The 14,640-nt window shown below is 67.3% G+C and carries 14 protein-coding genes and 1 pseudogene; 8 read left to right on the top strand and 7 right to left on the bottom strand.

What is annotated here, in order from left to right; all coding sequences use genetic code 11:
• Together ACP7AU_RS12890 and ACP7AU_RS12885 are read left to right on the top strand one after the other, a co-directional pair.
• Window positions 1-2,001 (top strand): cbb3-type cytochrome c oxidase subunit I (locus ACP7AU_RS12890; RefSeq protein WP_426051649.1); only part of this gene is annotated, 2,001 nt, incomplete at its 5' end.
• Window positions 1,998-2,321 carry a hypothetical protein gene (locus ACP7AU_RS12885; protein ID WP_426051648.1) on the top strand — a complete coding sequence of 108 codons (324 nt, stop codon included), beginning with the start codon at window positions 1,998-2,000 and terminating at the stop codon, window positions 2,319-2,321. The genes ACP7AU_RS12890 and ACP7AU_RS12885, both read left to right, overlap by 4 nt.
• 367 nt (window positions 2,322-2,688) lie before the next feature.
• On the opposite strand, the pseudogene ACP7AU_RS12880 reads toward ACP7AU_RS12885, so the two are convergent.
• A pseudogene (locus ACP7AU_RS12880) lies at window positions 2,689-2,751 on the bottom strand (hypothetical protein); the annotation flags it as partial.
• Window positions 2,752-5,104: 2,353 nt separating this feature from the next.
• On the opposite strand from ACP7AU_RS12880, the gene ACP7AU_RS12875 reads away from it, so the two are divergent.
• Window positions 5,105-6,064: a glutathione S-transferase family protein gene (locus ACP7AU_RS12875; protein ID WP_426051647.1), complete on the top strand. Its 960-nt coding sequence runs from the start codon at window positions 5,105-5,107 to the stop codon at window positions 6,062-6,064.
• A gap of 40 nt (window positions 6,065-6,104) precedes the next feature.
• Here ACP7AU_RS12875 and ACP7AU_RS12870 read toward each other — a convergent pair whose 3' ends face one another.
• From ACP7AU_RS12870 to ACP7AU_RS12845, 6 genes are read right to left on the bottom strand one after another with little or no spacing between them, the layout of a single operon-like run.
• Window positions 6,105-6,545 (bottom strand): Na+/H+ antiporter subunit G, encoded by a 441-nt coding sequence (locus tag ACP7AU_RS12870; RefSeq protein ID WP_426051646.1) that lies wholly within the window; start codon window positions 6,543-6,545, stop codon window positions 6,105-6,107.
• Window positions 6,542-6,823 (bottom strand): K+/H+ antiporter subunit F, encoded by a 282-nt coding sequence (locus ACP7AU_RS12865; protein ID WP_426051645.1) that lies wholly within the window; start codon window positions 6,821-6,823, stop codon window positions 6,542-6,544. Before ACP7AU_RS12865 ends, ACP7AU_RS12870 begins: the two co-directional genes overlap by 4 nt.
• Window positions 6,820-7,311, bottom strand: coding sequence for a Na+/H+ antiporter subunit E (locus tag ACP7AU_RS12860; protein WP_426051644.1), 492 nt, complete (start codon window positions 7,309-7,311; stop codon window positions 6,820-6,822). Before ACP7AU_RS12860 ends, ACP7AU_RS12865 begins: the two co-directional genes overlap by 4 nt.
• Entirely contained in the window at window positions 7,308-8,849 is a 1,542-nt protein-coding gene (locus ACP7AU_RS12855) for a monovalent cation/H+ antiporter subunit D (RefSeq protein ID WP_426051643.1), read from the bottom strand. Before ACP7AU_RS12855 ends, ACP7AU_RS12860 begins: the two co-directional genes overlap by 4 nt.
• Window positions 8,846-9,196, bottom strand: coding sequence for a Na+/H+ antiporter subunit C (locus ACP7AU_RS12850; protein WP_291535274.1), 351 nt, complete (start codon window positions 9,194-9,196; stop codon window positions 8,846-8,848). The genes ACP7AU_RS12855 and ACP7AU_RS12850 overlap by 4 nt, the downstream gene beginning before the upstream one ends.
• Window positions 9,193-12,051, bottom strand: coding sequence for a monovalent cation/H+ antiporter subunit A (locus ACP7AU_RS12845; protein WP_426051650.1), 2,859 nt, complete (start codon window positions 12,049-12,051; stop codon window positions 9,193-9,195). Before ACP7AU_RS12845 ends, ACP7AU_RS12850 begins: the two co-directional genes overlap by 4 nt.
• 157 nt (window positions 12,052-12,208) lie before the next feature.
• Here ACP7AU_RS12845 and ACP7AU_RS12840 point away from each other — a divergent pair, with 157 nt between their 5' ends.
• The 5 genes from ACP7AU_RS12840 (at window position 12,209) to ACP7AU_RS12820 (ending at window position 14,638) form a co-directional block, all read left to right on the top strand.
• Window positions 12,209-12,787 (top strand): RNA polymerase sigma factor, encoded by a 579-nt coding sequence (locus ACP7AU_RS12840; RefSeq protein ID WP_426051642.1) that lies wholly within the window; start codon window positions 12,209-12,211, stop codon window positions 12,785-12,787.
• A complete protein-coding gene (locus ACP7AU_RS12835) occupies window positions 12,738-13,154 on the top strand; it encodes a DUF6768 family protein (RefSeq protein WP_426051641.1) in 417 nt (138 codons plus the stop codon). The genes ACP7AU_RS12840 and ACP7AU_RS12835 overlap by 50 nt, the downstream gene beginning before the upstream one ends.
• A 168-nt stretch (window positions 13,155-13,322) precedes the next feature.
• A complete protein-coding gene (locus tag ACP7AU_RS12830; protein ID WP_426051640.1) occupies window positions 13,323-13,541 on the top strand; it encodes a hypothetical protein in 219 nt (72 codons plus the stop codon).
• 37 nt (window positions 13,542-13,578) lie between these two features.
• Complete coding sequence (locus ACP7AU_RS12825) at window positions 13,579-13,902, top strand: HPF/RaiA family ribosome-associated protein (protein ID WP_426051639.1); 324 nt, start codon at window positions 13,579-13,581, stop codon at window positions 13,900-13,902.
• A gap of 214 nt (window positions 13,903-14,116) precedes the next feature.
• A complete protein-coding gene (locus tag ACP7AU_RS12820) occupies window positions 14,117-14,638 on the top strand; it encodes a hypothetical protein (protein ID WP_426051638.1) in 522 nt (173 codons plus the stop codon).
• Window positions 14,639-14,640 lie beyond the last annotated feature (2 nt).

Below are 14,640 nucleotides of genomic sequence, written 5' to 3'. Positions count from 1 at the left end.
TGGCTGATCGGGATCACCTTCGTCGAAATCTCGGCCATTGCGGCGGCGGTCGAGATCACCGTCTCGATCCTCAAATACCGCGCCCCCGGCATGTCGCTGGACAAGATGCCGATCTTCGCCTGGTACGCCCTGGTCACCGCCCTGATGATCCTGACCGGCTTCCCGCCCCTGATCCTGGGGTCGATCCTGCTGGAGCTGGAACGGGCCTTCGGTCTGCCCTTCTTCCAGGCCGAGTTCGGCGGCGACAGCCTGTTGTGGCAGCACCTGTTTTGGCTGTTCGGACACCCCGAGGTCTACATCATCTTCCTGCCGGCGGCGGGGGTGATCTCGACCATCCTGCCGGTCATGTGTCGAACGACCCTGTTGGGCTACGGCTGGATCGTGGCCTCGGCGACGGGGCTGGCCTTCCTGTCGTTCGGCATCTGGGTCCACCACATGTTCACGACGGGAATCCCGCACATGGGGCTGGCCTTCTTCTCGGCGGCCTCGACCCTGGTGGCGGTGCCGACGGGGGCCCAGCTGTTCGCCTGGATCGGTACCATGTGGAAGGGCAGGCCCAGCCTGCGCATGCCGATGCTGCATCTGCTCGGCTTCTTCTTCACCTTCGTCATCGGCGGACTGACCGGGGTCATGGTCGCGGTGGTGCCGTTCGACTGGCAGGCGCACGACACCGCCTTCGTGACGGCCCATCTGCACTATGTCCTGTTCGGCGGCTTCGTCTTTCCGATCATGGCCGGGCTCTATTACTGGATGCCGCACGTCAGCGGACGCGCGCGGTTCTTCCGGCTGGGCGAGCTGGCCTTCGCCCTGGTGTTCATCGGCTTCCACGTGACCTTCATGGCCATGCACTGGGTCGGTCTGATGGGGCAGCGGCGGCGCATCTCGACCTATCTGCCCGAGGACGGCTGGACGACCATCAATCTGATCTCCTCGATCGGCAGTTTCGTGCTGGCCATCGGCATCGCCATGGTGATCGTCGACCTGGTGCTGCACGCCTTCACCGCGCGCCGCAGCCGCCGCGATCCGTGGCAGGCCGGGACGCTGGAGTGGGCGATGATGACGCCGCCGCCGGCCTATAATTTCGCCAGCCTGCCGCACGTGAACAGTCGCCAGCCGCTGGCCGAGGATCGCGAACTGCCGATCCGCCTGGCGCGTGGGGAGGGCTATCTGTCCGAACCCGAACAGGGCTGGCGCGAAAGCCTGACCGTCGAGATCGCGACCGGCAAGCCGGACTTCCACATCATCTATCCGACCAATAGCCGCCTGCCGATCGTGATGGCGGCGGTGACGGGGGTGTTCTTCGTCTCCCTGCTGCTGAAATTCTACTGGACGGTGCCGCTGGCGGTGGTCGGGGTGACGATCCTTGCCTGGCGCTGGGCCTGGTCGCTGGGGCGAAAGACCGATCTGCCGCCGCGTGCCATCGGCCGGGGGCTGGACCTGCTCAACGCCACCCAGGTCGGGCGTTCGCCCAGCTGGTGGGGCTCGGTCTTTCTGCTGACGGCCAATGCGACCTTCTTCGGCTCGCTGCTGTTCGGCTTCGCCTTCCTGTGGACCGTAGCCCCGGCTTGGCCGCCACCGGCCTGGTTCGGTGCCTCGCTGCTTGAGTTGGCACTCGGCGTCATGGGTGCCGGCCTCGCCGTGGTGTCGATCCGCCGGGCCGCAGGGGCCAATGCCCACGGCGGAGACCCCCGCATCTGGCTGGGTCTCGCCTTCTTGGGGGGCCTGCTCGTGGCGGGGGCGGCGCTCGGCATCGTGGTCCGCGCGCCCACCCCCGCCGATCACGCCTATGGAGCGACGCTGCTGGTGCTGGGCGGCTATGCGCTGTTCCACGCGGCGCTCGTGGCCCTGATGGTGGCGTTCCTGGCCGCGCGCGTGGTCCGGGGCTTCACCTCGCCCCGCCGCCATGCCGAGTTCCCGGTCGTGACCCTGTGGGTCGACTACCTCGCCGCGACCGCCCTGCTGATCCTTGCAGTGGCCCATGCCCCGGGGTTGCTGGCGTGAAGGACATCATCCGGATCCTGATCGCCCCCCTGGTCTGGCTGGCCAGCTTCAGCGCGGTTTATGGCCTGCACGGCCTGATCTGCGGACACGGGATCGACGGCACGGTGTTCGGCGTCATCGCCGTGCCCCGCTTGCTGTTGGTTGCGGCGTACGCCCTGTCCATCGTGGTCCAGGTGGGCCTGGTGTGGGCTCTGCACAGCGCACGCTTCGGCTCGCCGTCGCCTTTCGTGCGTTTCGTCAGTCGCGCCACGGCCTGGGTCGGCCTGGTCTCCGCCGTCTGGGCCCTGCTGCCGACGGTGACGACGACCTACTGCCTCTGAAGCGCGGCCGCCGGAGCCCCGGCATCGCGGCTCACTCCGGCAGGGCATAGACCTTCAGATAGTCGCCCGGCGTGGTCTCGAAGCGGGCGTGACCGGTGGCGGTGATGGCCACATACTGCCGGCCCCGATGCTCATAGGTCATGGGGCCGGCCTGGGCCCCGGCGGGCAGGCGCGCTTCCCACAGCAGCCGCCCCGTTCCGGTCTCGAATGCGCGCAGGAAGTTGTCCTGGGCCGCGCCGATGAAGGTCAGGCCCCCGGCGGTCACAAGAGGCCCCCCGAGATTGGGCGTGCCGGTGGCGATCTTGAGGAAGGTGGGGATGCCCAGCGGACCAGAATCGAACCCGGTGCCGAGCGGCCTGGACCAGACCACCTGACCGGTATCGATGCTGGTCGCCGAGATATAGCCCCAGGGCGGGGCGATGCAGGGCACCCGCAGCGCGGACCACCAGATCGGCCGTGTCACGCCGAAGGGGGTGCCGGAGTGGGGGGGCGACGGCCTGATCGGGTCGGGCCCCGCCGGAGCCGACGGCCTTGTCCTCGACCTCGTCACGGGGGTGCAGGACGACCAGGTTGGGCAGGCGCGAGTTGTTGGCGATGATCAGCCGACGCTGGGGATCGTACCCCAGGCCACCCCAGTTCAGGCCCCCGACCGTGCCGGGGAACAGCAGCATGCCGTCCTTCTCGGTCGTGGGCGGCGTGAACATGCCGTCATAGCTCTGGCGATGGAAACTGATCCGGCACAGGGCGGCGTCGATCGGGGTCAGGCCGAAGGCGTGACGCGCGTCGATCCGCTCGGGGTCCCGGCCGGGGACGCCGCCGATGTTGGGGAAGAAGACCGACTGCGGCTGCGTCGGGGCGACCCGGTCGCCTGCAGGCGCGCCCTGGGGCGCGGGGCGCTGTTCGACCGGGCGGAGCGTCTGCCCCGTCGCGGCATCCAGCAGGAACAGGTTGCCGGTCTTGCTGGCCTGCATGATGGCCCGGCGCGACGATCCGTTGATGGTAACGTCGATCAGCATGGGCTGGGCCCCGAGATCATAGTCCCACAGGTCGTGGGTGACGGTGCTGTAGACCCAGCGCGTCGCCCCGGTCTGCAGATCGACCGCCACCACGGCGTCGGTCATCCGGTCCTCTTCGGCCGTCCGGTTGCCGCCCCACTGGTCGGCGGCGGCATTGCCGGTGGCCAGGAAGGCCAGGCCCAGGGTCTCGTCCGCCGATATGATGCTCCAGACGTTGGGCGTGCCGCGCGGATAGATTTCGCCGGGCGCAAGGGCCGCTTGGGCGTCGGGCCGCAGCGCGTCCCAGGCCCAGCGCAATTCCCCGGTGCGGGCATCATAGGCCCGGACGACGCCCGAGGGCGCGTCGCGTCGCTGGTTGTCGCTGACCTGCTGCCCCAGGATCAGCACGCCGCCCGCGACCGTCGCGCCCGAGGTGTTGGAGGCGAAGCCCTTTTCCCGCAGGCCCATGCCGGCGGTCATGTCGACCGTGCCAGCCTGGCCGAAGGCGCGGCAGGGGAAGCCTCCGACCGCGTCCAGGGCGATCAGGCGACCGTCGGCCGTGGCGACGAAGATGCGACGATGGCACTGGCTGCCGCCCCGGGGCACCGGACCGATGGCGCCGGGCACGGCCGGCATCCTCGACACCGCTTCCGGCCGTCCCGCCGGTGCGCCGTCGTCATGATAGGCGACCGCGCGGCAGGCGGCGGTGAACAGGGACTCCATCGTATTGGCAGGCACGCGCGGATCGTGGCTCCAGCGCACCTCGCCCGTCCCCGGATCGAGAGCGAACACCTGGCTGGTCGGCGTGCAGGTGTAGAGGAAGTCGCCGACCTTGATTGGCGTATTCTGGGACGAATAGAAGACGCGGCCCTCTTCCGGGTTCAGGTCGCCGCTCTGGAACGTCCAGGCCTCCTGCAGGTCGCCCACATTGGCTGTCGAGACCTGGCTTAGCGTGGAATACCGACGACCGCCGTTGGTCCCGCCATAGGCCGTCCAGTCCGCGCCAGCCTCCTGCAAGGCGCCGGTGCCCGGCCGTCCGGCGGCCGGGAGGGCAGCGTCGCCCGGTTGTTCAGTACGCTCCCACGCGGTGAAGACGACGATGGCGACGGCCGCCAGACTCCCCAGAACCCCGACCAGGGCCAGGCGACGGGGCGCCGAACGCGGCGGGACGCGCCACATCAGCCAGGCCAGGCCGACACCTGCCACCAGGGCGGCCATCAGCCCGACCCGCCCCGCCAGATCGATGCCCCAGGCCGGCAGCCAGCCCTTGCCCCCGATCTCGATGAGGGACCAGACAAGGGTCTGCAGAACGGTGGCCCCCAGCAGCAGCAGAGCCAGGGCATCGCGACCCCGCCAGACCAGCCCGGCGCCGATCGCCAGACCCAGGCCGGCCGCCAGATAGTAGAAGGATCCACCCAGGGTGATCAGCCAGACGCCCAGGCCGATCATCACAACGCCCAATGCTCCGGTCAGGGTCGCAAGAGCGACATAGAGCCAACGCCAGCCTGTCCGGTCCGTCCCGATCCGAGGGGGAGCCTCAATCGACATTGTCTGACCTCCGGAAATCGCGCCTCGCTCCAGCCGAATGCCGGCGCTCGATCAGTACGGTTGGCGACACAGTTCGTTGCCTGATCATGAGCACGCAGGCTCAGGTGCGGCCATGTGACCCGGTCAGTCGGCCGGCCGGTTGCGGGCGCCCGGTCTGGCGACGGCGGTGCGACACGACAGCTCTATCGAGGATCACTCGCAGCTCGGGCTCGTTCAAAGCAGTCCACACAAGGAACGCCTATGGGACAGATGATCGATGGACGGTGGCACGCGGGAGAAGCCACCGAAGCCAGCAAGGGCGGCGACTTCAAGCGCCAGGACAGCGGATTTCGCGACTGGATCACGGCGGACGGCGGGCCCGGTCCTGAGGGCCAGCCAGCGGTCCGCGCCGAGGCCGACCGTTTCCACCTCTACGTCAGCCACGCCTGTCCTTGGGCTCACCGCACCCTGATCGTCCGCGCGCTCAAACAGCTTGAACCCCTGCTCCCGGTTTCCGTGGTCCATCCCCTGATGCGGGACGACGGTTGGACGTTCCAGACGGGTGAGGAGGCCACCGGCGATCTGGAAAACGGTCTCGACTTCCTCTGGCAGCTCTATGCCAAGGCGCGGCCGGACTATTCCGGCAAGGTGACCGTTCCCGTCCTCTGGGACCGGAAGGACCGCAGGATCATCAACAATGAATCGTCAGAGATCATCCGCATCCTCAACCGGGCCTTCGACGATTTCGGCGCCACGAGTTTGGATCTCTCCCCCCCGGACCTGATTGATGAGATCGATCAGGTGAACGCGAGGGTCTACGAGGCCGTAAACAACGGTGTCTACAAGGCGGGGTTCGCGACGACGCAGCAGGCCTATGAGTCCGCCGTGTTTCCGCTGTTCGATGCCCTCGATGAGCTGGAAGCGCGCCTGAACACGTCAGAATGGCTGGTTGGGGACCGAATGACCGAGGCCGATATCCGCCTCTTCACCACCCTGATCCGCTTCGACGCCGTCTATTCCACCCACTTCAAATGCAACCTGCGCCGGATCGCGGACTACCCCGCTCTGTCGGCGTTTCTCCAGCGCATGATGGACATCCCGGCGATCGCCGGCACGGTCCACTTTGCACCGATCAAGACGCACTATTACGCCAGCCATCTGGATCTCAATCCGTCAGGGATCGTCCCGGCCGGACCGATCCCTCCGTGGGGTCGTCGCTGACAGCCAGAGGACGTGTCGCCCGCCTTCTGGCGAGTACCGCCTATGGCCGGGGCAGCGGCGTCTCGCTCGTCTCGGACGTCGCCTTGTGGGCCGCCCTGTCAGCCCCGGCGAAGGTCGCCCAGTCCGAATCCCCGGGCGGGGACGGCAGGCCGTCGATGATGTGATCGCTGGGATTGGGGTCGACGCCGCGGCCCTGGCGGTGGATGTGCGCCTTGGCGATCATATTGGCCGACACGGGGGCGGTCAGGAACAGGAACAGGGCGATCAGCAGTTCGTGCGCCGAAAAGTCCCCGCCCCGGGCCGGGAAATAGATTATCGAAGCGATCAGGCAGGCCCCGACGCCCAGGGTGGTGGCCTTGGTCGGCCCATGCAGCCTGGTCATGACCGAGGGCAGTTTGGCCAGGCCCCAGGACCCGACCAGGGTGAAGGCCCCGCCAACGACCAGCAGCAGCGAGATGGCGATTTCGGCGAACAGGTTCATTCGACGATGTCCCCGCGCAGCAGGAATTTGCAGTAGGCGACCGTGCCGACGAACCCGACCATGGCCAGCAGCAGCGCGGCCTCGAAATAGGCCGAGGTCGCATAGGCTATCCCGAACAGGACGATCAGGGCGATGGCATTGATGGTCAGGGTGTCGACCGCCAGGATCCGGTCGGCCGACAGGGGGCCGCGCCACAGCCGGAACAGGTTCAGCAGGATCGACAGGCTGACGCAGACGAAGGCGAAGCCCAGCGCGACGGGCAGGAGGGTTCCGGTCATACGAACACCTTCAACAGACGATCCTCATAGCGGCGTTTCATGCGGGTGACCTCCGCCTCCGGATCGGACACGTCCAGGGCATGAACCAGCAGAAAGCGGCCGCAACCGGAGATGTCGCTGGAGACGGTGCCGGGGGTCAGGCTGATGGTCGCTGCCAAGGTCGTGATCGCCTCGGGAGAGCGGAGCTCCAGCGGGATCACCAGCCACTGGGCACGCAGGTCGCGATTGCGTCGCGTCAGGATGATCCAGGCGACGTGGAAATTGGCGATGACGATGTCGAACAGAACGATGGCGACATAGCCGATCATGGCGCGACCGAAGCGCACCCGGGGCTGATCGGGCCAGAAGCGATTGATGTACAGCGGCACCAGTACGCCGAACACCATGGCCAGGAACAGGGCGCCGAAGGTGAAGGCGTTGACCAGCAGCATCCAGACCACGACCAGCAATGCGCTCAGACCGGGATGAGGCAGAAGTCGGCGGATCATCGGCGGCCTCCGGACTGCGGACCCAGGACGGCTTCGATATACTGCTCCGGCGCGAACAGTTGCGCCGCCGCCGCCGCCGTATAGCGGGTCACCGGCCCGGCCAGCACCGTCAGACCGGCGAGCGTCAGCAGCAGGGCGGCGGCCGCCCCCACGCCTCCACGTTTGCCGCGCAGGGCCCGCAGTTCGATCTCGCCCTCAAGCGCCGCGCTCTTCCAGAAGATCAGACTGCCGGCCCGGGCGAAGGCCAGCACGCCGATGACGGTGGTGGTCAGGATGACGCCCCAGATCCAGGCCGCCTGCGGCGCGGCCCGCACCCCGTCCAGCACCAGCAGTTTGCCGACGAAACCCGACAGGGGCGGCAGGCCGACGGCGGCGATGGCGGCGAGGAAGAACAGGGCCGACAGGATCTCGATCTGGCGGAAGCGGGGGGCCAGGGTGAGGGCGTCGCCATGCTGGGCGCGTCGCTGCGCGATCAGGTCGACTATCAGGAACAGCGCCGCCCCTGCCAGGGTCGAATGCAGGAGGTAGTAGAGCGCCGGCCCCATGGCCTGGACGGTGAAGACCGAAACGGCGCACAGCACCGTCCCCATCGAGCCGACCACGGCCCAGGCGGCGAGGTCGCGCAGGCCCCGCGCCGCGAACATCCCCAGGAAGCCGATGACGATGGTCATGAGCGCGGCGGGCAGCAGCCAGGGGCCGACGAGGAACGCCAGTCCGCCCGCGTCCTCGCCGAAGATCAGCGTGCTGGTACGGATGATGGAATAGGCCCCGACCTTGGTCATGATGGCGAACAGGGCCGCGACCGTCCCTGTTGTGGCTGCATAGGTGCCCGGCAGCCAGAAATGCAGCGGCACTAGCGCGGCCTTCAGCGCAAAGACCGTGGTCAGCAGCAGGCCGGCGGCGGCGATCAGCCCCTGGTCCCCCGCCGGTGCCGCGGCCACGCGCACCGCCAGGTCGGCCATGTTGAGCGTGCCGGTGACCCCGTACAGCAGGCCGACGGCGACCAGGAACAGGGTCGAGCCGACCAGGTTGATGATCACATACTGGACCCCCGCCTTCAGCCTCTGACCGCCCTGGCGGTGCAGCATCAGGCCGTAGGAGGCGATCAGCAGGACCTCGAAGAAGACGAACAGGTTGAACAGGTCGCCGGTCAGGAAGGCTCCGTTCAGACCCAGAAGCTGGAATTGGAACAGGGGGTGGAAATGCCATCCCTTGCGGTCCGTCCCGGTGCTGATGGCATAGACCATGACGATCAACGCCAGGACCGCGGTCAGAAGCAGCATCATGGCCGACAGACGGTCGAGCACCAGGACGATGCCGAACGGCGCCCTCCAGTTGCCCAGGGCATAGCTCTGGATCGTGCCGCCGCCCGCCTCGTTCAACAGGACGGCGGCGACGGCGATCAGGATCAGGCAGGACGCGATAGAGGCCAGGCGCGACAGGGTCAGCCGATGGCGCAGCAGCAGGACCATCGCGGCGCCCATGACGGCAGGCAGGAGGAGGCTGGCGACCACCCACCAGGAGACGACCAGGTTCATTGGTCGCCCTCCGCGTCCGGGCGGCCATCGACGCGGTCGACGCCCGTCTCCAGGAAGCTGCGCAGGGCCAGGACGACGACGAAGGCGGTCATGCCGAAGGCGATGACGATGGCGGTCAGGACCAGGGCCTGGGGCAGGGGGTCGGTGTAGCTGTCCGCCGCCTTGTCGTAGAGCGGCGGCCGGTCGATCACCAGCCGCCCCATGGCAAACAGGAAGACGTTGATCGCATAGGACAGGAAGGCCAGGCCCAGCACGACCGGAAAGGTCCGTCGCCGCAGGACCAGATAGACTCCCGCCGCCGTCAGGACAGCGATGGCCGAGGCGATCAGGAACTCCAGGCTGATCATTGGTCCGCCTCCGTCGAGGCAGGGCGCGGCGTCGCGCGGGACGGGTCGATGTCCATTGCCGCATCGGCGGGCAGGGGCTCCTGCTTCTCGGCGCTCTGGGCGACCTGGGACAGCTGGGCCAGGGCCAGGATCACAGCGCCGATGACCGTCAGCGCCACGCCGATGTCAAACAGCATGGCGGTAGCAAGCTCGAACGAGCCGATCACGGGCAGGCTGAAATAGTCGAACGCCGTGGTCATGAAGGGGGCCCCGAACAGCAGGGAGCCCAGGCCGGTCGCGGCCGCGATCAGCACGCCCAGGCCGATCAGGGTGTGGTGGTCCGCGCGCAGGCGCTGCGCCGCGAACTGGTAGCCCGAGGCCATATACTGCATCAGGATGGCGATGGAGATGACCAGGCCCGCGATGAAGCCGCCGCCCGGCTGATTGTGGCCGCGCAGGAAGATGTACAGGCCCACCATCACCGCCAGGGGCAGCAGAAGGCGGGTGGCGACCACCAGCATCATCGGGTGGTGCTCGGGCGAGCGCGGGGTGTCGGGCGCCCAGGCCAGGATCCGGCGTCCGCTGGCCCCCGTCCCCACGGTTTCCAGCAGGGCGAATATGGCCAGCGCCGCGATGCCCAGGACGATGATCTCGCCGAATGTGTCGAAGCCCCGGAAATCGACCAGGATGACATTGACGACATTGGTGCCGCCTCCGCCCGGATACGAGTTCTCCCAGAAATAGGCGGAGATGCTGTCCAGGGGGCGGGTCATGACGGCCCAGGCCGCGCCGCCGACCCCCAGGCCCGACAGAACGGCTAGTGCACCGTCGCGCAGGCGTCGGGGCAGGCCGCTCTCGCGCGGGCTGGTCTTGGGCAGCAGATTGAGCGCCAGCAGCATCAGCAGGATGGTGACGACCTCGACCGAGATCTGCGTCAGGGCCAGGTCCGGCGCGGACAAATGGACAAAGCCCAGGGAGATCACCAGGCCGACGATGCCGATATAGATCAGAGACAGGTATCGCGCCCGGTGGTGGAGCAGGACTAGGAGCGTGGCAGTAATCAACGCGCCCCAGGCGACGATCGCCATCGGCGAGGCCGGGGTCGTCGGTCGATCCCCGGCGACGAAGGCGAAACCGGAAAAGCCCGCGAACCCGACCACCACGGCGGTGCCGATGAACATGGCGATGTAGCGTTCGAGCGATCCATTCTGGGTCCGGTCGGTGAAGGCCACCGCTGCCCGGGTCGCCGCCGCGAGCCCACGATCAAACAGGGTCTTGGCATCCGGCAGCGACAGGCGGCGCCAAGCGGCGGCGATTGGCCGATGCGCGCCCAGGATGACCGCCCCGATCCCGATGGCGGCCAAGCTCATGAACAGGGCGGGGGTCACGCCATGCCAAAGCGACAGGGAATAGTAGGGGGTCTCGCCCCCGACCACGGCCCGCGACACCGCCTCGACCAGCTGCCCGGCGACGAGGGCGGGGAACAGGCCGATGGCGACGCCGAGGCCGACCAGCACCGCCGGCGGGCCCCACAGGCCGACGCCCGGATCATGCGGCGTCTTCGGATAGTCGGTGCGCTTCGTCCCGAAATAGACATGGACGATGTAGCGGAACGAATAGGCCACCGAGAAGGTCGCCCCCAGGGTGGCCAGTACCGGCACCAGCCAGGGCTGGCTCCACCAGACGGTATGTGAGGCCTCCTCGAGCATCATTTCCTTGGAGATGAAGCCGTTCAGCGGCGGGATGCCCGCCATCGACAGGCCGGCCACGACCGCCAGGGTGGCGGCGATCGGCATCAGGGTCGCCAGACCGCCCAGCCGCTTGATGTCGCGCGTGCCCGCCTCGTGATCGACGATGCCCGCGTTCATGAACAGGGCGGCCTTGAAGGTGGCGTGGTTGAGGATGTGGAACACCCCCACGACCGCCGCCATCGGCGTGCCGAAGCCGAACAGCATCGTCAGGAAGCCCAGATGGCTGATGGTCGAATAGGCCAGCAGCCCCTTAAGGTCGTCCTTGAACAGGGCCACGACGGCGGCGAAGACCATAGTCACCAGACCCGTCGTCGCCACGAGGTAGAACCATTCATCCGTGCCCGACAGCACCGGCCACAGCCGCGCCAGCATGAAGATGCCGGCCTTCACCATGGTGGCGGAATGCAGATAGGCGCTGACCGGCGTCGGGGCGGCCATGGCGTGGGGCAGCCAGAAGTGGAACGGAAACTGCGCCGACTTGGTGAAACACCCGCCGAGGATCAGCAGCAGGGCGGGAAGGTACAGGGGCGAGGCCTGGATCGCCTCGCGGTTCTGCAGGATCACCGTGAGGTCGTAGGACCCGGCGATATTGCCCAGGATCAGCAGCCCGCCGATCAGCGACAGACCGCCCGCGCCCGTGACCGCCAACGCCATTCGCGCCCCCTGTCGACCCTCGGGCAAATGCCGCCAGAAGCCGATCAGCAGGAAGGACGACAGGCTGGTCAGCTCCCAGAAGATCAGCAGCAGCAGGACGTTGTCCGACAGCACGATGCCCGTCATCGCGCCCTGGAACAGCAGCAGATAGACGAAGAACCGCCCCATCGGATCGGCCTTGGCCAGGTAGAAGCGGGCGTAGACGATGATCAGCAGGCCGATGCCCAGGATCATGCCGGCGAACATCAGGCCGAGCGCATCGAGGAACAGGGTGAGGTTCAGCCCCAGCAACGGGATCCAGTCGATCCGCACCTGCACAACCTCGCCCGCCAGCACGGCCGGGGCGAGCGAGCCGAGGATCACCAGCGCCGCCAGCGTGACGGACCCGGCCGCCAGGGCGCTGGCATTGCGACCCGCGCGAATGGCCATGGCCGGTGCGAGGGCGCCGATCAGAGGCAGCAGGGCAAGCACAAGCAGCAAGGATTGCCCTTTCGTGGCGGCATGGATCGTGGTGGGAACGCAGGCGATGAATGGGCGTCGCAACGACCTTAGCCGAGCCGTTGGAGGGCTGGCCACTCTGAGAACCTTATAAATGAACCGTTCTCGTGGCCGACAACACCTATGAGCAATGACCCGGCCTGCCGCTCAGATTGATGCAACGACCCGGCGCCTGCTCGATGAGTATCTCGTCGTCGCTGCGCGCGCGGGTGACCAGCGGGCGTTTGGCGACCTGGCGCGACGCTGGCAGCGCCGGTTCAACGCCCACGCCTGGCGGCTCCTCGGGGACGATGAGGCTGCGCGGGACGTCGTCCAGTCAGGGTGGCTGGAGATCGCGCGAGGACTGGGCCGCCTGCGGGACGAACGGGCGTTTCCAGCCTGGGCTTACCGGATCATCTCGCGGGGTTGCGCCCGCCATATTCTGAGCCTGAAGGGCCGGCGCGCACTGGATCGCGCCGTTTCGGCGGAGCCTGAGGCGGATGCGCTCCAACCTGATCTTGAACTGCGCGATGAGGCTCGACGCCTTCATGCCGCGATCCGCGCATTGCCCCCGCCCCAGCGCGCGGCGGTGGCTCTGTTTCATTTTGAGGACCTCAGCATTCCCGAAATTGCTGTCGCCCTCGATGTCCCGGCGGGCACGATCAAGACCCGCCTTATGCATGCACGGCGCCGCCTTCGCGCGGTGCTGGAAGGAGAAGACCATGCCTAATCCCGATCAGTTGATCGATCAGACCCTCGCGGCGGAAGAGCGTGACCTGCTTCGCCGCATCGGCGAGGATCCCAGTCACGTTCAGCAGACACTGACCTTGTTGGCGGGACGGTCAGGCTGGGTCAGTGGCGTCCTTTTGGCGGCGCAAACGGTCATGTTCATCGCCGGACTTTGGACGGGATGGCGGTTCCTTCAGGCCGAGGACGTGCTGACGGCCCTGCACTGGGGCCTGCCTTCAATGGTCCTCCTCCTGATGTCTCTGATGATCAAACTCGCGCTATGGCCCGCCATGCAGGCCAATCGGCTTTTGGTGGCGCTCAAGCGGTTGGAGTTGCTCGTCGTGCACGACAGGCAGATCGATCGTTAGCGGGATCTGAGGCGGGCCGGCGCCGCCGACCCATTGTTCGCCGGACGCATCGACCAGTCCTAGGCCGGATCACGGCCCTCTCACTGAAGGTTGAAGGCAAGCTTCGCGATCGCGGCAACCGGCAGGCGCAGGGGGGGTTGGTTCAGGGCAGCATGAAGGAGACACGTCATGTCGGACATCGACACGCAGAAAGAAGCCGCCCAGGTCGAACACGCCAAGTTCGCCGCCGAACTGAAGGCCCAGGCCGATGCGCCTCACCACCCCGCTCCAGAGCAAACCGCGCATGAAGGCATGAACTCTACGCCCAACGCGGGGATCGCCCCGTCAGGCGCGTTTGACGCCGAAGGCCACCGGCCTGTTCTCGAACGTTCGCGCAAGGCGCGTTGAGGCCTCGATACCCCCCCAATTCACCCCCGGAGACATCATGGACATACAGATCAACACATCAAATGCCGTAGACGGCACAGGCGGTTTCAACGACGCGATCGAAGAGACAACGCGGTCGCGGCTGGCGCGGTTTGAAGACCGGCTGACCCGCGTCGAACTGCATTTCTCGGACCAGACCGGGGGGCGTGAGACTGTGAATGACAAACGGTGCGCCATTGAAGCCAGACTGGCCGGTGAAGATCCAATCACCGTGACGAACGAGGCGGCGACCCTGGACTTGGCGGCCACCGGAGCCCTGACGAAAATCACCTCGGCTCTCGAACGGCACATCGGCAAATCGACGGGCCGCAAAGGTCACTGATCTACGTGAAGCCAGGGACGGACCATGACGCCGATCGGGCTGGCCGTTACACGCCCGCGATCGCCCGGTTCCTCAGCGTCACTCTCCTGTCCGGCTCAAGCGACAACAATCCCGGTCGCGCCCTGGCCGCTCCCGACATCTTTCAACTCCCCGGCCGCCGAACCAGCAGCCTGGTCGATCTTGCAGGACTGCCCATTTGCCTTGCTCTCGCCAGATGAACCGCGCCGTCCTTTGCGGGCTCGTCTGCGCTTGGACGTCGCTGGCAGGGTGCGCGGCAGTCGCCATTCCTGGCGACGGTGCGCTCCGCACCCAGGCCGTTCAGGGTGGGACGACATTCCGTCAAGGGGTCGCAACCGCGGCGACCGCTCCGCTGGATGACCTGAACCTGCGCCGTCAGCAGGTTCCCGAGGTGCTGATCTCTTCCAGGGTCGCGCCCCAGGGGACCACCGCCCTGAGGACCTGCAAGGCGGTCGGGGACGAGATCGCGGCCCTGGACGACGCCTTGGGCCCCGATGTCGATCAAGTGTCCCGCGAAGACAGCGCAGCGGACCAGATAGCGAACGCGGCCCTGGGTGCGGTGCGCGATACGGTGACGGATTTCATCCCGATGCGAAGCTGGGTTCGACGGCTCTCCGGAGCCGCTGCCCACGATCGGGAGATCCAGTTTGCTATCCGCGCGGGTTCGGTTCGGCGCGGGTTTCTGAAAGGGCTTTGGCTGCAGCGAGGGTGCCCTTGAGG

This window comes from Brevundimonas sp. SL161 (assembly GCF_049896985.1).
Lineage (GTDB): Bacteria > Pseudomonadota > Alphaproteobacteria > Caulobacterales > Caulobacteraceae > Brevundimonas.
The sequence above is the reverse complement of the archived record's forward strand: the minus strand, read 5'-3'. Positions and strand labels throughout refer to the sequence as shown.